The sequence below is a fragment of the Brevibacillus sp. FW301-21C12A genome (assembly GCF_058788915.1).
The window spans coordinates 15,297-32,430 of record NZ_JBYTBG010000050.1; the positions used below are offsets into that span (position 1 = coordinate 15,297).

Here is a 17,134-nt window from a genome sequence, read left to right on the forward strand (position 1 = left end):
CATGGGACTGATCGAGTCTTCCCTATACCGTTAAGTGGATGCTGCTGTCCGGTGTCCACTGTGAAACGAGGCTAGTTCTTCAGAGCTAGTTTCCGTCCCCCTCGCCTTTCAGATCGTTAGCCACTTAACGCAGAAATGCCCCCTTCCTTGCATTCCCCCATTTTCATTGGAGAATTGCGGTCAACACCCGCGAACAAGGTTCCCAAGCACTACACGATGCACTTCCTGCCAGACTCGTATTGCCTATCCGATCGTTTTGAAAAATCCCCTTTGACCTATTGCCATTTTCTCTGTAAATGACTTAGTTTTCTTTTATATTAGTAATTCTGCAAGCTTCGCCCAATTCCTGCTTGCGAAAAACGTTTCACGTGAAACATCAATCGTGATCGTGGTCATAGAAATTGGCTTTGCCACTGTGTTTTCCCCGCTCTTCCCCACCTATGCTCTCATCGGTAGGATGTGAAATCTTGGTGACAGAAAAGAGCTTGGGAAACAACCGATGGAAGTCCAGAGTCAGGTAGGCAAAAAATGCAGCCACAATCGCCGTTATGTACATGCCCGCACTAAACATCAGTCCGATCGCCGACGCCACCCACATCCCGGCCGCAGTCGTCAAGCCTTTCACTGAGCCGTTGAATTTGATGATCGCCCCCGCCCCCAAAAAACCCATGCCCGTAACCACCTGTGCAGCTACCCTGCCGGGATCGTTGTTCACCCCGCTGGATTGAAAGCCGTAAATGGAGGCCAGTCCAAACAGACAAGATCCGAAACAAACGAGGCTGTAAGTCCGAAAGCCAGCTCCTCGTTGCCTGCTCACGTCCTTAATAAAACGCTCCCGCTCCCACCCCATGATGGCTCCCGCCAAAAAGGCAAGGAACAGCCGCAACAAAATAGTCGGAAGCTCCGGTGGAAAAAGGGAAGTCCACGCTTCTTCCATATCTATCATCCTCTCAGAACGGTAATCGTTATCGTCACTGTTACTCGTATGTATATGCGCCCTCAGAGAGCTGCATGCGCCTAAGCGGTAGATTCATTTTGGCGTGTAAGGACTCGAATGTTGGTTGGTCGCGGGTAAAAGGACTTCTCATAAAGGACCGAAGAAGCTTTGGAGGTCGACTGTCCGCTCGCGCAGGCCACGACTACCTCCACCCGAACTCGCCTCTGCTCACGAGAGTAAGTCGCTTCGTTCCAAACGTTCTGCCGTGAGAAAAGAAAACTTCGCCAACCAAGCCAAAACAGCTTATGGGTCCGAATGTCTGGCTGGTGTCTGGCTGGCTGTCCACCTGCCTGCCTGCCTGTCTGCCTGTCTGTCTGCCTGCTCGCCCACCCCACAACCACCTACACTCCAATTTTCCTCTCTACACACACATATCCCCTTTAACCTCGCGCTAATCGTTCCTCGCGCACCATAGCCATATAAGAAAAAGAACTTTGTCCTAAGCAAAAAAGCCCCAAAAGTTTTCAGGCTGCTTTTCAGACCGCTTTTCAGCCTGTTCCCCAGGCCGCTAGCCACTCTAACTCCCCAAGACCACGCCCGCCTCGCTCAAAAACACCTCCCCACTTACAACACATGCCCACCCCCTCCGTTCCAATCCCACCAATACCGACTTACGCTCTCCCGACCAATAACGACCGATAGCAAAAAAACTCCACCAAAAACCCTTTAACTCCCTTAGCCCCCTAAAACAATAAAAACCACCTTATCCCCGCTCATCTTCCCCTAACTCTCTCTCCACTTCCCAAAACAAAAAAAGACCGCAGCCCCGCTCTGCGATCTTCTCCAATCCTCTTACTATACCAACGGCTTCTTAGCCGGAACCCCCGCCTTGCGCGGATAGTTTTTCGGCGTCGCCTCTATTTTTTCAATGATGACGATGTTGCGCTCCCCTGCGTCCTCCAGCAGTTGGAACGTCTCCACCTTTCGCGTTTTGCCGCCCAACGTTTTGATCGCCGTTTTCGCTTCGTTCAGCTCAGTCGTAATATCTGCCCCTTTGAGAGCGATAAAATGGCCCTTCGGCTGGGCAAATGGCAGACAAAATTCAGCCAGCAAGTTCAGCCGTGCCACAGCGCGGGCAACTACGAGATCGAACTGCTCGCGATAGCCGGCCTCTTGTCCGCGATCCTCTGCCCGTCCATGGACGGGATGAACGTCTGCCAGCCCCAATTCGCTCGCCACATGCTGCAAAAAGCTCATGCGCTTGTTCAGCGAATCAATAATCGTCATTTTCAGATGCGGGAAGCAAATTTTCAGCGGGATGCTCGGGAAGCCGGCACCGCCGCCAATATCTACGACCGACTTTACCTGGTCAAAAGGGAAGTAAAAGGCAGGCGTGATCGAATCGTAAAAGTGCTTGATGTACACTTGCCCCTCTTCGGTAATGCCCGTCAGATTCATTTTCTCGTTCCATTCCACAAGCAGACGGAAAAATTGGTCAAACTGCTCCTTCTGACGATCCGTTAACGAAATGCCTTGCGCTGCGAGAGCCTCGGCAAACTGTTCTTTGGTCATTTGGCTGATCTCCTTACTCCGCTGCACCTGCGCGTTTATACTCCAGATACACCATCAAAACGGAAATGTCTGCAGGAGTTACCCCTGCGATGCGCGCCGCTTGCCCGATGTTCAAAGGACGGATTTTGGACATATTTTCCCGCGACTCTTTGGACAAGCCGGAAATCTGATGGTAGTCGATGTCTGCCGGAATGCGGCGTTCCTCCATCTTTTTCATCCGTTCGACCTGCTGCAAAGACTTTTTAATGTAGCCGTCGTATTTGATCTGGATTTCTACCTGCTCTTTCACTTCCTCCGGCAACGCTTGCGGCGCGGGAACCATCGCTTCGATATGGCTATAAGTCAGCTCCGGGCGGCGCAGCAATTGCGCCAGCTCAATCACTTCTGTCAGTTCTGGCGATCCTGCTGCACGCAACACTTCCTGTACATGCTCCATGTCGGGACGCACGCGCGTATTTTCCACGCGCTCCTTTTCCTGCTCGATCAAGCGGCGTTTTTCGGTAAAACGCTTGTAGCGTTCTTCGCTAATCAAGCCGATTTCGTAGCCGATGTCGGTCAGACGCAGGTCGGCATTGTCATGACGCAAAAGCAGACGATACTCGGCGCGGGAAGTAAGCAGACGATAAGGCTCATGTGTCCCTTTTGTCACCAGGTCGTCGATCAAAACGCCAATGTACGCCTCTTCCCGGCCCAAAATGACTGGCGGTTTGCCCTGAACCCGGCGCGCTGCGTTGATGCCCGCCATCAGCCCTTGGCCCGCTGCCTCTTCATACCCCGAAGTTCCGTTGATTTGACCGGCCGTAAACAGGCCAGGCAATTTTTTCGTTTCCAAAGACGGCCACAGTTGCGTCGGCACAATCGAATCGTACTCGATCGCATAGCCTGGGCGCATCATTTTGACTTCTTCCATCCCCGCCATCGAACGCAGCATCGACAACTGCACGTCTTCCGGCAAGCTTGTGGACAAGCCCTGCACGTACATTTCTTCCGTATTCCGCCCTTCCGGCTCCAGGAAGATTTGATGGCGCGGCTTGTCGTTAAAGCGCACAACTTTGTCCTCAATAGACGGGCAGTAACGCGGTCCGGTCCCTTCGATCATGCCCGAGTACATCGGAGCGCGGTGCAGGTTCGAATTGATGAGCCCGTGCGTCTCCTCATTGGTATATGTCAGCCAGCAAGGCAACTGGTCCATGATAAACTCCGTTGTTTCATACGAAAAGGCGCGTGGCACCGAGTCTCCAGGCTGAATCTCCATTTTGGAAAAATCGACGCTGTTTTTGTGCACGCGCGGAGGCGTACCTGTCTTGAAGCGCGTCATTTCAAAGCCGAGTTCTTTCAGATGATGGGCCAGGCGAATCGACGGACGCATGTTGTTCGGGCCGCTCTCGTACTGCAAATCGCCGAGAATGATTTTTCCGCGCAAATACGTTCCGGTCGTCAAAACAACCGATTTTGCCTTGTACCGCGCCCCTGTCTGGGTGATAACCCCTACACAGACACCGTCCTCGACGAGCAGCTCCTCTACCATCGCTTGACGGAGGATCAAATTTGGCGTATTCTCAATCGTTTTTTTCATTTCATGCTGATAGGCGAATTTGTCCGCCTGCGCGCGCAAAGCATGTACAGCAGGACCTTTTCCCGTATTGAGCATGCGCATTTGAATGTGCGTTTTATCGGTATTGCGTCCCATTTCGCCGCCGAGGGCATCCAGCTCCCGCACGACGTGGCCTTTTGCCGGTCCACCTACCGACGGGTTGCACGGCATGTACGCAACAGCGTCCAGGTTGATCGTCAAAAGCAACGTGCTGCAGCCCATGCGCGCCGCCGCCAAAGCCGCTTCACAGCCGGCATGACCTGCCCCGATTACGATGACGTCAAACGAGCCCGCTTCATACGCAGGTACAACGTTCATTTTTGTTTTCCCCCTTACTCGTGAGTGACTCTCTCGCACACGACTTCCTTTTAAACAGGACGATGTGTCCTCCAAATACTTCTATGCTGCGTCCATTTCGCTTCGATTACTTGCCCAGACAAAACTGAGAGAAAATCTGGTCGATCAAATCTTCGCCGACACTCTCCCCAATCACTTCGCCGAGCAGCTCCCACGACTTTTTGATGTCGATCTGGATCATGTCGACAGGCATCAAATCATCAATTCCGGCCAGCGCCTCGTCAATCGCTTTTTCAGCCTGGCGAAGCAGTTGAATATGACGGGCATTGCTCACATAGGTCAAATCATCCTGCTGCACGCGTCCACTGAAGAAAATGTCCCCGATCGCCTGCTCCAGCAAGTCGATCCCCTTCTCCTCACGCGCGGAGGTCATGATAAGCGGCTGCTGCGGGAAATGACGCTTGATCTCTTCCAGGTCCACTTTTTGCGGCAAGTCGAACTTGTTTACGATCACGATGACCTGAAAGCCTTTTGCCGCTTCAAAAATCGCATAGTCGTCAGCCGTGAGCGGCTCATTGTAATTGACGACGAGCAGAACAAGATCAGCCTTTTGCAAAAGCTGACGCGATTTTTCCACCCCGATTTTCTCCACGATATCTTCCGTATCGCGAATCCCTGCCGTATCAATGAGACGCAGAGGAACCCCGCGCACGTTGACGTACTCTTCAATCACGTCACGAGTCGTTCCGGCCACATCGGTGACGATTGCTTTTTCCTCCTGAACGAGACTGTTCAGAAGAGAGGACTTTCCTACATTCGGCCGCCCGATAATCGCCGTAGACAAGCCTTCGCGCAATATTTTCCCTTGCTTGGCTGTCTGCAAAAGCCGCTGAATCTCGCCTTTTACCTCCTGGCATTTTCCGCGCAGGAAGTTTTGCGTAAACTCCTCGACGTCATGCTCGGGATAGTCCAGCGTTACTTCTATATGCGCCATGGCTTCAATCAAATTTTGGCGCAACTGTCGAATGAGCCGCGACAGCTTGCCCTCTACCTGGTTCAAAGCCACCTTCATCGCTCTGTCTGTTTTCGCCCGGATCAAATCAATCACGGCCTCAGCCTGAGACAAATCGACGCGTCCGTTTAAAAACGCACGCTTCGTAAATTCGCCCGGCTCCGCCAGTCTGGCGCCGTTATCCAGAATCAGCTCCAACACCTTTTCAACGGACACGATTCCTCCGTGGCAGTTTACCTCCACTACATCCTCTCGCGTGAACGTACGCGGAGCCTTCATCACAGACACAAGCACCTCTTCCACCCGTTCACCCGTTTCTGGATCGTACAGGTGACCGTAGTGGATCGTATGGCTATCCACTGTGGACAACCGCTGTTTTCCTTTATATATCTTATCCACAACGTCGATCGCTTCCGCACCGCTTACCCGAATGACGGCGATGCCGCCTTCGCCCATCGGTGTCGCAACCGCTGCTATTGTATCGAATTTCATGACCTTCACCTCAAGCTTTCCAATCAGACAAGTCAGCCACTAACTTACTAGCTTAACAGATCGCCCTGAAAAATTCCAAATGAAAGTGCAAATTTTGCACGCTCTCCTTCCCCAACCAGAAAAAGCAACCCCGCCGTCCAAGGTTGCTGTCCGTTCTCGTTATCCACAGTATGATCTTTTTGCGAAAAGCTCAACCCTTCCCGCGCTTATCCACAGTGGACAACTGTTTTTGGCGGCCACGCTGCAAGCGCGCACGTCGCAATTTGTCGATTTTCCTCGCTCTCGCGCCCGCTCCAACTGGCGAACCGTTCTCCGTCTATTTCGAGCGAAGCCAAAAAAAGAAGCCTAACGAGAGGCTTCTTTCGGTGCAATGACGATATATCGGTTTGGCTCGTCTCCTTCGCTGAAGGTGACGACATCCGCTCTTTTTTGCAGGAAGGCGTGAATTACTTTGCGCTCCGCGGCTGACATCGGCTCCAGCCGCACGTCCCGCCTGGTCGACAGAGCCTTTTTCGCGACACGGTCAGCGAGCTGCTCCAATGTTTCCTTGCGGCGCATCCTGTAATTTTCCGCATCCAAGGTGATGCGTACATGTTTGTCCGCATGACGGTTCGCTACGACGTTTACGAGATACTGTAAGGAATCCAGAGTTTGCCCTCTGCGGCCAATGATAATTCCCAGGTTGCTGCCCTGGATATCAAACAGGATGCCCTCTTCATTAGTACGAGTCTCCACTTTGGCGTTCACCTTCATGTTAGACAAAACATCTTGAAGAAAGTCACGTCCCTGTGCAACCGGGTCAAAATGGAATTCCACTTCCACTTTGGCGTCCTTGGCCCCAATCAGTCCAAAAAGGCCCCTGCTCGGCTCCTCCAGAACGCGAATACTCGCCTTTTCACGCGGTACACCCAATTCCAGCAAAGCTTTTTGCACAGCATCGTCTATCGTTTTTGCCGTAGCTACCACCTTTTTCACTTGGAGGTTCCCTCCTTGGGAGTGAGCTTATTGCCTTTATCACGATACAGGAAGTACGTTTGTACGATGGTAAACAGGTTGCCGTAAACCCAGTACAGAGACAGCGCAGATGGCAATGTGACGGCGATGGCCAAAATCATCAGCGGCATCATGACCAGCATCATTTGCATTTGCGGGTTGCCCTGTGTCGCTTGTCCCATCATTTTCGACTGCAAGTACGTCGTAATCGCAGCGATGATCGGCAAGATGTAGTACGGGTCTTTTTCACCCAAAGTCAGCCAGAGGAACGTTTGCGTCTTGATTTCCTCCGTCCGGATGATGGCATGGTAAAAGGCGATCAGGATAGGCATTTGCACCAGCATCGGCAAGCAACCCGCGAGTGGATTGACGCCGTTTTTCTGGAAGACAGCCATTGTTTCCTGTTGCGCTTTTTGCGGATCGTTTTTATACTTCTCACGAATTTTTTGCATCTCCGGTTGAAGCTCTTGCATTTTCTTGGAGCTCTTGATTTGCTTGACCATCAATGGCAGCACAATCAAACGGATGATGACTGTCGCTACCAGGATACCGAAACCGTAGTTGTCTCCAAGCACCAAAGCGCTTTCTTTAATCAACCAGGACAAGGGATATACGAGATACTTGTCCCAGAAGCCGGTTGCGTCAGGGCCGATAGGCTCAGCAGTCGCCGGGTTACAGCCTGACAGCACAAGAACCAGCATAGTCAGCATTAGCATGCTGAGGGTACGTCTACTCAAGGGTGATCCTCCTTTTCCCCGCTTCAATGAGGTATGCTTATTTGCGTTGATCCGGAACTGGATCAAACCCGCCCGGGTGGAACGGATGACATTTCAGGATGCGACGAAGAGCCAGCCAGCCTCCACGCCACGCCCCAAACCGGCGAACCGATTCGATAGCGTAGTGCGAGCAGGTGGGCGCGAATCTGCATGTAGGAGGTTTCAGCGGAGAAATAAACAACTGGTATCCGCGGATCAACCAAACCATGACTTTCGCAATCATCGTTTCACCCTCTTTTTCCATTATGTACGGGTGCCCGTTTGATTACTTTGGCGCGCTTCATCACGTGCAACAGAGATTGCTCAATGGCTTCAAGCGACATGGCTTCCACTCCCGGACGGGCGATGATGACAAGATCGAGGCCGAGTGGAATGTCTGACTCCAGCCGCGCTACCGCTTCGCGAATCAGCCGTTTGACTCTGTTGCGGATAACAGCGTTACCAATTTTTTTGCTGACAGAAATTCCGGCGCGAAAAGCAGCCTGTCCCTCTTGTTTGGCTGAATACAGGACAAATTGCTTGTTGGCAGCCGAAGTTCCTCGTTGAAACACTGCTTGAAAGTGCTCATTTTTTTTGAGCCGGTGTGAACGATGCAAGGTAAACAACCCCTAACATCACAATTATAGTAGAAAACGTAAACAGCATCTACCAGTATATCCTTGTTTCGTCCACTTTTTTCCCCAAAGTCTGCGCACTTTGTGCGAAAATCAAAAAACACCAGGGAAAATCAGGGAAAATTAGTCTATTTTTGCGATCAGCTCGGCCTTTGCCCTGCGCAGCTCAGAGACTCCCAGCTCATCCATCTGGAAAAAACCAAGTTCCAAAAGCGCCTCGCCCAACTCGGGCGGCAGCTCTCCCCAATGCTCCTCCCACCAGTTGCCCTCGTCCGTGCTGGAATACAGCCACACGGCCTCGGAAAACAGCAGAAAGCCCGCCTCTACGTACTGGCCTTGTCGCAGCAGCCTGTCGATCTTTCGCTTCAATAGAACGTCATTCTCTGCTCCCAGCGAAAACGTCTCCTGACCGCGGCGCGTTTTCAAATGGGCACGATAGGCCGCAAGCACCGCCAGCCCATCCATGAGCGCCTCTTTTGTCTGATACGTCTCCGCAAAACACTGCTCAAGCGCTGTCCATTCGCCCAGCTCCCGCAGCAACTGATACAGCGCACGATCGCTGAGCTTTCCATGCGAAACGCAAGCGATCAGTTGCAAAGCTTCCAACCAGCCGGCCCACTCAAGCAGGGCAACTGAATAAAAGCGTCCTTCTGCAAGCGCCTCATCTCCGCTCCGCTCATACGCCGCAATCGCCGCCTTCACCTGGCCAATCATCTTTTGCCGAGCCTCTTCCGATTCGAGGTAATCTTGCATCTGCACAAACCAGCCCGCAAAACGAGCCGTGGGATCGGCAATCAGCCGGCCCTCCTGCAAATACCGCCACGCCCACGGGTTGGCACGCACGTCCTCTATCGTCGGCACTGAATGCACGTGAAGCTGAATCAGTTGCCCGCGAAACTGGCGGTTTTCACTTCGATGTTCAGAGGCTCCCTCCATGAACACATTCAGGTCGAGATCGCTGAAGGCGTCTGCCTCCCCCCTCCCGACCGAACCGCCCGCATAGGCGCATACCATCCCCGAAAGCGATAGCTGCTCGACAAAGTCACGGCCCAACTCAATAAAAAAGTCGGTTTCATCCTTATAAGGCTTCATCGGTTCCTCCCGCTCTTTGCTATGCTGCAAGAGCCTTTCCATAGCTAGGTAATGATTCTCCCCCAAGAAAGGTTCCACATCGCGGTTAGACTTCCTCTTCACACCTTAAAAAGAATTTTCCGACATCATTGCGCAAACAAAAAGGCCACTGGAAATGTGGCCTTACGCGGAAAGAACTTTTCTACCTTTTTGACGACGAGCAGCCAAAATTTTACGGCCGTTTTTTGTGCTCATGCGCTTACGGAATCCATGATCCTTTTTGCGCTTGCGATTGTTAGGATTAAAAGATGGTTTCATTTCGTATTACACCTCCGTCTCGCACAGACATTCTTTTGCATTATAAGGACATATAGTAAAAAAGTCAAGCGACAGTGGAATTTCGTTACCAAGGCAAATATCCCCATAAAACTATTTCCCGGATCTGTGGATATCATCTTATCCACAAAAGCAGATTTCGACAAGTTTATCTACAGCTTGTACACAAAATATAGATATGTGAATATGTGCCTGGTACCAGTGGTTGTGTTTGTGGATAAGTATGAAAAAACCATTGATGCCATGCCTTATATCTGTTATTATGTTTTTGTTTTGAAGCGTGAATAACTCCGATAGGCTAATCGGTTTTTCCACAGGGTGTGGATAAGTTTGTGGACAGATTCCTTCCTATGTGTATGTCGTTACTCACAGGGATGCGGATAACCGTCTGCTTTTTTTCTCTTCTACGAGCGGAATCCCTATTTTTCGACTTTTTTTATCCACAGTCGCTGTAAACGACCGTGTTGACAATTGGGTCACACATATGAGGTTTTTTGCAATTGCTATCGTTTGTTTCTTATCGGTGATTTTATTTTTCGGACGGCCCAAAAGGAGGGATTCTGGTTGGATGCAGCGATTAGCGAACTATGGCGCAAAGTTCTCGCCAAGATAGAAAAATCGCTAAGCAAACCAAGTTTTGATACCTGGCTCAAAGCGACGAGAGCAACAACCTTGGAAGAAGATGCACTGATCGTCGTCGCGCCCAACGACTTTGCGAGGGATTGGCTTGAAACCAGGTACGCTCAACTGATTACCGATACACTATATGAAGTGACAGGTATCAATATGAAGGTAAAATTCGTCGCCCTGCAAAATCAGGACGCCGCATTTGCCGAAGAACAACCAGCCCCGCGGGTGAAAATGAGCGCTCCGCCCTCAGCAGCGGATGACCAGCCACCCAGCATTTTAAATCCCAAGTACACCTTTGACACCTTCGTCATCGGTGCCGGGAACCGATTCGCTCACGCCGCTTCGCTTGCGGTCGCTGAAGCTCCTGCTAAAGCTTACAATCCTCTCTTCATTTACGGAGGAGTCGGACTTGGCAAAACCCACTTGATGCACGCAATTGGCCATTATGTCATTCAACACAATCCATCGGCGAAAGTGGTCTATTTGTCGTCAGAGAAGTTCACCAATGAATTCATCAACTCTATTCGCGACAACAAGGCCGTCGAATTCCGCAATAAGTACCGGAGTGTAGACGTTCTTTTAATTGATGATATTCAGTTTTTGGCAGGCAAGGAATCGACGCAGGAAGAGTTTTTCCATACGTTTAATGCCCTGCACGAAGAAAGCAAGCAGATCATTATCTCCTCTGACCGGCCTCCCAAGGAGATTCCGACTCTGGAGGATCGTCTGCGCTCCCGCTTTGAATGGGGACTCATTACCGACATTCAGCCGCCAGATTTGGAAACGCGGATTGCCATTTTGCGCAAAAAGGCAAAAGCTGAGAATCTCGACATCCCGAATGAGGTAATGGCGTACATCGCGAACCAGATCGACAGCAACATCCGCGAGCTGGAAGGCGCCCTGATCCGCGTCGTGGCTTACTCTTCGCTGATTAATCGCGACATTGATACGCAGTTGGCCGCTGAAGCGCTGAAAGACATCATTCCGTCTTCTCGCCCTCGCGTCATTACGATCATGGACATCCAGCGCGCAGTCGGAGAAGCCTTTAGCCTCAAGCTGGAAGACTTCAAGGCGAAAAAGCGAACCAAAACCGTCGCTTTTCCGCGGCAAATTGCCATGTATTTGTCTCGCGAGCTGACAGATGCCTCTTTGCCGAAAATCGGGGACGAATTTGGCGGACGCGACCATACGACCGTCATTCACGCACACGAAAAAATCTCTCGGGCGCTGGCAAGCGACCCGCAGATGCAGACTACGATTCAGTCGCTCATTGAAAAGTTAAAAGCAAACCATTAAACCTGTGCATAACGCAAAAAGCCTATACACAACTTACCCACATGTGTATAGGCTATCTTTTACGTTATCAATCCACATATCCACAAATCCACAGGCCCTATTACTACTTCTGTTTAAAAAGATTTATCCTAATAAGATATGATAAAGACGCAGCCATTATGCATAGCCACTTAAAAAATGGCGCAGATAGAGGGAGGATCACGTTGATGCATATTACCGTTCAGCGAGACAAGCTGTCTAACGCCGTGTCACATGTCAGCAAAGCGGTTTCCAGCAGAACCACCATTCCGATTTTGACAGGGATTAAGATAAAGACGGATGATGAGGGACTTACTCTGACTGCAAGCGATTCGGATGTATCCATCGAGGTGCAGATTCCTTTGGAAGAAGCGGGAGAATGGGGAGTAACGATCCATCAGCATGGGAGCATTGTTTTGACAGCGCGCATTTTCAGCGAAATCGTGCGCAAGCTGCCAAGCAATGAGATTCACATTCAGGTAGACGACCGTCTCGTTACGCAAATCCGTTCGGGACAAGCCGAATTCACCATTAACGGAATGGATGCCAGCGAGTATCCTCAACTGCCGCATCTGGAAGAAGACAAAGTTTTCAGCGTTCCCTGTGACTTGCTGAAAGCCATGATTCGGCAAACCGTTTTTGGCGTCTCTACTTCCGAAATGCGTCCGATCTTGACTGGACTCATGTGGTCCCTGGAACAAGGCAAGCTGCGCTTTGTCGCTACTGACAGTCACCGTCTGGCCAGCCGTACTGCGATGGTAGAATGCCCGGAAGACTTGTCCTTCCACAACGTAGTCGTGCCAGGAAAAAGCTGCAACGAACTGGTGAAAATTCTCGATGACGACCAAAACCCGGCTGACATCGTCGTAGCCGACAATCAGATTTTGGTGAAGTCCAAGCACATTCTGTTCTATTCCCGTCTGCTGGAAGGAACTTACCCGGACACGACCAGAATCATCCCGCAAGGCAGCAAAACCGAGATTACCGTCAGCACCAAGGAATTTTTGCAATCAATTGAGCGCGCTTCCTTGCTCAGCCGCGAAGGCAAATCGAACGTGGTCAAGCTGGTTACATTGCCGGACGGCAGCGTGGAGATCACTTCCAACGCACCGGAAATCGGTAAAGTTACGGACATTTTGACGCCAAAAGCCACGAACGGCGAAGAGCTGAAGATTTCCTTCAACGCGAAGTACATGATTGACGCCTTGCGTGCGATCGACAGCGCCGAGATCAAAGCCAGCTTTACCGGCCCGATGAGTCCGTTCGTGATTCGTCCGACAGACCACGACTGGATGCTGCATTTGATCCTGCCAGTCCGTACTTACTAGGTCTTTTTCGTAAAAAAGTTCTTTTTCGTAAAAGAAAGGAGCCAAACCATGCGTGAGGTTTCCATCAACACCGAATACATTGCGCTCGGCCAATTTTTGAAGCTGGCTGACGTCATTGACACAGGCGGCATGGCTAAAGCGTTTTTGGCAGAAGTGCCGATCAAGATCAATGGCGAGTTGGACAATCGGCGCGGCCGCAAGCTATATCCTGGCGATGAAGTGGCGATTGAAGGCCATGGCCGCTTTCAAGTGGTACGCCGCTGAGAGGAGAGCGTGATTCTTGTTTCTCAAGAACCTGTCGCTAACCAACTATCGCAACTACCAGTCCTTGTCCTTGGATTTTGACGGACCGATCCAGTTGTTCATCGGGAACAACGCCCAAGGGAAAACCAATGCACTCGAGTCGATATACGTTCTGGCTCTGGCCAAATCCCACCGCACGCCCCGAGACAAGGAGCTGATTGCGTGGGATGCCGATTACGCCACGATCCGTAGCGATGTTCTTCGTCGCTACGGTTCTGTTCGTTTGGAGCTGCAGTTGACAACCAAGGGAAAGCGGGCCAAAATCAACGGAATGGAGCAGCAAAAGCTGAGCGCCTACGTGGGAGCTTTGAACGTAGTCATGTTTGCGCCGGAGGACCTGTCCATTGTAAAAGGAGCGCCTGCCCAGCGTAGGCGTTTCATTGACATGGAAATTGGCCAAGTTTCGCCCACCTATCTGTATTATTTGAGCAACTACAACAAGGTGCTGGCTCAGCGGAACCAACTGCTGAAGGACTTGGCGATGAAAAAAAGCCATTCGCTGGAAATGCTGGCAATTTGGAATACCCAACTGGCCGATTTAGCGGTAAAATTGTTGAGGAAGCGATTTGAGTTTCTGCGCAAGCTGGAGGTGTGGGCGCAGGAGATCCACACCGGCATTACCAACGGCAGGGAAATGCTTTCTTTGCATTACGTGAACTCATCGCCCGTTACGGATGAAATGTCGGCAGAGCAAGCGGTTGAAAAAATGCTGGCTGCCTATGAAGAGGTTCGCGACCGGGAAATTATGCGCGGAAGCACGCTGATCGGACCGCACCGCGATGATTTTTCACTCAAAGTGAACAACATGGATGTCCAGACGTACGGTTCGCAAGGGCAGCAGCGCACGAGCGCCCTGTCCATCAAATTGGCCGAAATTGAGCTGATTAAAGAAGAAGTCGGGGAATACCCCGTTCTTTTGTTGGATGATGTCTTGTCAGAGTTGGATGAACATCGGCAAACCCTGCTGCTCGAAACCATTCAGGATCGGGTTCAGACGTTTGTAAGCACGACAGGTGTGGAAGGCTTAAAGCATCAGGTTCTCCAGCAAGCCTCTCGGTTTTACGTGAAGGAAGGGACAATCTCGGGAGAAAGGTAGGGGTCAGGGATGTTTATTCACATTGGTGGAGATACTGTGGTGAGCACTAAGGAAGTTATTTCCATCCTCGACCATCAAACCGTGAAATCCTCGAAGGTCAACAAGGCTTTCCTGGAGGAAAAGCGGAAAACGATTGTCGATCACAGCGTGGAAGAAACAAAATCTTATGTAATCACCCAGGACGCCATTTACTGTTCACCTATTTCTTCTCTGACGCTAAAGCGACGCGCTCAGTTCGTGGACAGCTTGGATCAGTTTCCCTTTGTACAAGCTGAAGTGGAGGAGTTGACAGAGTAGTGGATCAAGTGACGACGAACGATACAAACTATGATGCGAGTCAGATTCAGGTTCTGGAAGGTCTGGAAGCTGTTCGGAAACGTCCCGGCATGTATATCGGCTCGACCAGCAGCCGCGGTTTGCATCACCTGGTATGGGAGATTGTCGACAATGCTATCGACGAAGCGCTTGCCGGTTATTGCGACAACATCTTGGTGGTCATTCATCCGGACAACTCCGTATCTGTAACTGATAACGGCCGGGGAATCCCGACCGGCATCCATGAAAAAACCGGGAAATCAACCGTTGAGACGGTTTTGACTGTCCTGCACGCCGGCGGAAAATTCGGCGGTGGCGGATACAAAGTCTCCGGCGGTCTGCACGGGGTAGGTAGCTCGGTAGTGAACGCGCTATCTGAATGGATGGAAGTAGAAGTAAAGCAAAACAACAAAATTCACTATATGCGCTTTACAGTCGGAACGCCTGATGCTGATCTTGCCGTCATTGGCGAGACAGAGGAGACGGGAACAAAAGTCACCTTCAAGCCAGATCCGACGATTTTTACGGAAACGACTGTTTTTGAATACGACGTTTTGCAAAAACGTATTCGCGAGCTCGCCTTCCTCAACAAAGGGCTGCGCATTACGCTGAAGGATACGCGCCCGGACCAGGAGCGGGAAGAATCGTTCCACTATGAGGGCGGTATCGTACAGTTCGTGGAATACTTGAATAAAAACCGGGAACCGTTGCACGAAGAGGTCATTTACTGCGAGGGCGAAAAAGACGGCCTTTTCGTTGAGGTTGCTCTGCAGTACAACGACAGCTATGTGAGCAACATCTACTCGTTCGCCAACAACATCAACACGCATGAGGGCGGAACGCACGAAACAGGCTTCAAGACAGCTCTTACCCGTGTCATTAACGACTACAGCCGCAAATTCAATCTCCTGAAGGAAAAAGATCCGAACCTCTCCGGCGATGACGTGCGCGAAGGGATTACGGCGATCATTTCCGTGAAGATTCAGGAGCCGCAGTTTGAAGGGCAGACGAAAACCAAGCTCGGCAATTCGGAAGCGCGCAGCATTACCGAATCTGTCTTTGGCGATCGCTTCAGCACCTTTATGGAGGAAAATCCGGGCGTAGCGAAAAAAGTGGTGGAGAAAGCCCTGATGGCTTCCCGTGCTCGTGAAGCAGCGCGGAAAGCCCGTGAAATGACTCGCCGTAAAAGTGCGCTCGAAGTCAGCGCTTTGCCGGGTAAATTGGCGGACTGCTCTTCGAAGGACGCTTCGGAATCTGAACTGTTCATCGTTGAGGGGGACTCCGCGGGCGGTTCTGCGAAGTCCGGCCGCGATCGCCATTTCCAGGCCATTCTTCCTTTGCGTGGAAAAGTGCTGAACGTAGAGAAAGCGCGCTTGGACAAAATTCTCGGCAACAACGAGATTCGCATGATTATTACTGCGCTCGGCACCGGGGTAGGCGAAGATTTTGACATTACAAAAGCGCGCTACCACAAAGTTGTGATTATGACGGACGCGGACGTGGACGGCTCGCATATTCGCACGCTGCTGCTGACGTTCTTCTACCGTTACATGCGTCAGCTCATCGAAGCGGGGTACATTTATATCGCGCAGCCGCCGCTCTACAGCATCAAGCAAGGCAAGACGCTGCATTACGCGTATAACGACAAGCAGCGCGATGAAATACTCGCGACCCTCAAGGCTACACCGAAGCCAAGCGTCCAGCGCTACAAAGGGTTGGGCGAGATGAATGCTGACCAATTGTGGGAGACGACAATGGACCCTGCCATGCGCACGCTCCTGCAAGTGAACCTGGAAGACGCCATGGAAGCAGACATGGTGTTTGAGACGCTCATGGGCGACGAAGTAGAGCCGCGCAGGGAGTTTATCGAGCAACACGCGGCATCTGTAAGGGATTTGGACATTTAAGCTTTGAAATAGATTCGGTATATGGCAAGAAGGCTCAGCGATCCAGGCGGTATGAAAATGGCTTCAACAGGCGGTTTGCGCTGAACGAAGCTATTATTTTGCTGAGCTTTGGATAGCTGAGTCTGCCTTCTTGCAAAAAAATTCACTGCCGCACGATAAAAAAATCAAAAATTCTATTGCAATGAATTAAAATGTATGCTAGATTAAAGATCCAGGAAGTGATACGGGCCTATAGCTCAGTTGGTTAGAGCGCACGCCTGATAAGCGTGAGGTCGGCTGTTCGAGTCAGCCTAGGCCCACCACTTATACAAGGCGATAGCGCCGGATGCGACATCGCTTCTCCATTTTTTGGAAAATGGGGCTGTAGCTCAGTTGGGAGAGCGCCTGCCTTGCAAGCAGGAGGTCATCGGTTCGATCCCGTTCAGCTCCACCAATATACTCCTATAGGCAATTGGCCTGGATGTCCTAATGTTCCTCGGTAGCTCAGTTGGTAGAGCAATCGGCTGTTAACCGATCGGTCGGCGGTTCGAGTCCGTCCCGAGGAGCC

General features: G+C 51.2%; 16 protein-coding genes and 3 tRNA genes. 9 read left to right on the forward strand and 10 right to left on the reverse strand.

The annotated features are described in order from the left end of the window. Positions 1-376: 376 nt before the first annotated feature. The 10 genes from AC3WQH_RS22095 to rpmH all read right to left on the reverse strand — a co-directional run bounded on the left by AC3WQH_RS22095 (position 377) and on the right by rpmH (position 9,676). Positions 377-937 (reverse strand): MgtC/SapB family protein, encoded by a 561-nt coding sequence (locus AC3WQH_RS22095; protein ID WP_005828340.1) that lies wholly within the window; start codon positions 935-937, stop codon positions 377-379. A gap of 855 nt (positions 938-1,792) precedes the next feature. Then, positions 1,793-2,509, reverse strand: coding sequence for a 16S rRNA (guanine(527)-N(7))-methyltransferase RsmG (gene rsmG / locus AC3WQH_RS22100; RefSeq protein WP_005828338.1), 717 nt, complete (start codon positions 2,507-2,509; stop codon positions 1,793-1,795). A gap of 13 nt (positions 2,510-2,522) precedes the next feature. Further along, positions 2,523-4,421, reverse strand: coding sequence for a tRNA uridine-5-carboxymethylaminomethyl(34) synthesis enzyme MnmG (gene mnmG, locus AC3WQH_RS22105; protein ID WP_005828336.1), 1,899 nt, complete (start codon positions 4,419-4,421; stop codon positions 2,523-2,525). A 106-nt stretch (positions 4,422-4,527) separates the two neighbouring features. Continuing rightward, complete coding sequence (mnmE, locus tag AC3WQH_RS22110; protein WP_005828334.1) at positions 4,528-5,904, reverse strand: tRNA uridine-5-carboxymethylaminomethyl(34) synthesis GTPase MnmE; 1,377 nt, start codon at positions 5,902-5,904, stop codon at positions 4,528-4,530. A gap of 345 nt (positions 5,905-6,249) precedes the next feature. Beyond that, on the reverse strand, positions 6,250-6,879 hold the full coding sequence (jag, locus tag AC3WQH_RS22115) for an RNA-binding cell elongation regulator Jag/EloR (RefSeq protein WP_005828332.1): 630 nt from the start codon (positions 6,877-6,879) through the stop codon (positions 6,250-6,252). After that, entirely contained in the window at positions 6,876-7,634 is a 759-nt protein-coding gene (yidC, locus tag AC3WQH_RS22120; RefSeq protein WP_007779807.1) for a membrane protein insertase YidC, read from the reverse strand. Before yidC ends, jag begins: the two co-directional genes overlap by 4 nt. 37 nt (positions 7,635-7,671) lie before the next feature. Then, a complete protein-coding gene (yidD, locus tag AC3WQH_RS22125; RefSeq protein ID WP_005828328.1) occupies positions 7,672-7,896 on the reverse strand; it encodes a membrane protein insertion efficiency factor YidD in 225 nt (74 codons plus the stop codon). Between the two features lie 4 nt (positions 7,897-7,900). Continuing rightward, positions 7,901-8,269, reverse strand: coding sequence for a ribonuclease P protein component (gene rnpA / locus AC3WQH_RS22130; RefSeq protein ID WP_005828326.1), 369 nt, complete (start codon positions 8,267-8,269; stop codon positions 7,901-7,903). Positions 8,270-8,410: 141 nt separating this feature from the next. Continuing rightward, entirely contained in the window at positions 8,411-9,379 is a 969-nt protein-coding gene (locus AC3WQH_RS22135) for a nucleotidyltransferase domain-containing protein (protein ID WP_039970612.1), read from the reverse strand. A 162-nt stretch (positions 9,380-9,541) separates the two neighbouring features. Then, a complete protein-coding gene (rpmH, locus tag AC3WQH_RS22140) occupies positions 9,542-9,676 on the reverse strand; it encodes a 50S ribosomal protein L34 (RefSeq protein ID WP_005828322.1) in 135 nt (44 codons plus the stop codon). Positions 9,677-10,258: 582 nt separating this feature from the next. Here rpmH and dnaA point away from each other — a divergent pair. The 9 genes from dnaA to AC3WQH_RS22185 all read left to right on the forward strand — a co-directional run bounded on the left by dnaA (position 10,259) and on the right by AC3WQH_RS22185 (position 17,132). Next, complete coding sequence (gene dnaA, locus AC3WQH_RS22145) at positions 10,259-11,620, forward strand: chromosomal replication initiator protein DnaA (RefSeq protein WP_005828320.1); 1,362 nt, start codon at positions 10,259-10,261, stop codon at positions 11,618-11,620. A 206-nt stretch (positions 11,621-11,826) separates the two neighbouring features. After that, complete coding sequence (dnaN, locus tag AC3WQH_RS22150; RefSeq protein ID WP_005828319.1) at positions 11,827-12,966, forward strand: DNA polymerase III subunit beta; 1,140 nt, start codon at positions 11,827-11,829, stop codon at positions 12,964-12,966. Between the two features lie 48 nt (positions 12,967-13,014). Further along, a complete protein-coding gene (gene yaaA / locus AC3WQH_RS22155) occupies positions 13,015-13,230 on the forward strand; it encodes a S4 domain-containing protein YaaA (protein ID WP_005828317.1) in 216 nt (71 codons plus the stop codon). Positions 13,231-13,246: 16 nt separating this feature from the next. Further along, entirely contained in the window at positions 13,247-14,365 is a 1,119-nt protein-coding gene (gene recF, locus AC3WQH_RS22160) for a DNA replication/repair protein RecF (protein WP_005828315.1), read from the forward strand. Between the two features lie 9 nt (positions 14,366-14,374). Then, complete coding sequence (gene remB / locus AC3WQH_RS22165; RefSeq protein WP_005828313.1) at positions 14,375-14,662, forward strand: extracellular matrix regulator RemB; 288 nt, start codon at positions 14,375-14,377, stop codon at positions 14,660-14,662. 8 nt (positions 14,663-14,670) lie between these two features. Continuing rightward, positions 14,671-16,587, forward strand: coding sequence for a DNA topoisomerase (ATP-hydrolyzing) subunit B (gene gyrB / locus AC3WQH_RS22170; RefSeq protein WP_369750389.1), 1,917 nt, complete (start codon positions 14,671-14,673; stop codon positions 16,585-16,587). 225 nt (positions 16,588-16,812) lie between these two features. Further along, positions 16,813-16,889: transfer RNA gene (locus AC3WQH_RS22175), tRNA-Ile, on the forward strand. A 55-nt stretch (positions 16,890-16,944) separates the two neighbouring features. After that, positions 16,945-17,020: transfer RNA gene (locus AC3WQH_RS22180), tRNA-Ala, on the forward strand. A gap of 39 nt (positions 17,021-17,059) precedes the next feature. After that, positions 17,060-17,132: transfer RNA gene (locus tag AC3WQH_RS22185), tRNA-Asn, on the forward strand. Positions 17,133-17,134: the final 2 nt, after the last annotated feature.

Bases quoted from the DNA above. Each gene is read 5' to 3' on its own strand.
- AC3WQH_RS22135 (WP_039970612.1), bottom strand. From the start codon at position 9,379: ATGAAGCCTTATAAGGATGAAACCGACTTTTTTATTGAGTTGGGCCGT.
- AC3WQH_RS22095 (WP_005828340.1), bottom strand. From the start codon at position 937: ATGGAAGAAGCGTGGACTTCCCTTTTTCCACCGGAGCTTCCGACTATT.
- yaaA (WP_005828317.1), top strand. From the start codon at position 13,015: ATGCGTGAGGTTTCCATCAACACCGAATACATTGCGCTCGGCCAATTT.
- mnmE (WP_005828334.1), bottom strand. From the start codon at position 5,904: ATGAAATTCGATACAATAGCAGCGGTTGCGACACCGATGGGCGAAGGC.
- yidD (WP_005828328.1), bottom strand. From the start codon at position 7,896: ATGATTGCGAAAGTCATGGTTTGGTTGATCCGCGGATACCAGTTGTTT.
- rpmH (WP_005828322.1), bottom strand. From the start codon at position 9,676: ATGAAACCATCTTTTAATCCTAACAATCGCAAGCGCAAAAAGGATCAT.
- mnmG (WP_005828336.1), bottom strand. From the start codon at position 4,421: ATGAACGTTGTACCTGCGTATGAAGCGGGCTCGTTTGACGTCATCGTA.
- rsmG (WP_005828338.1), bottom strand. From the start codon at position 2,509: ATGACCAAAGAACAGTTTGCCGAGGCTCTCGCAGCGCAAGGCATTTCG.
- remB (WP_005828313.1), top strand. From the start codon at position 14,375: ATGTTTATTCACATTGGTGGAGATACTGTGGTGAGCACTAAGGAAGTT.
- dnaN (WP_005828319.1), top strand. From the start codon at position 11,827: ATGCATATTACCGTTCAGCGAGACAAGCTGTCTAACGCCGTGTCACAT.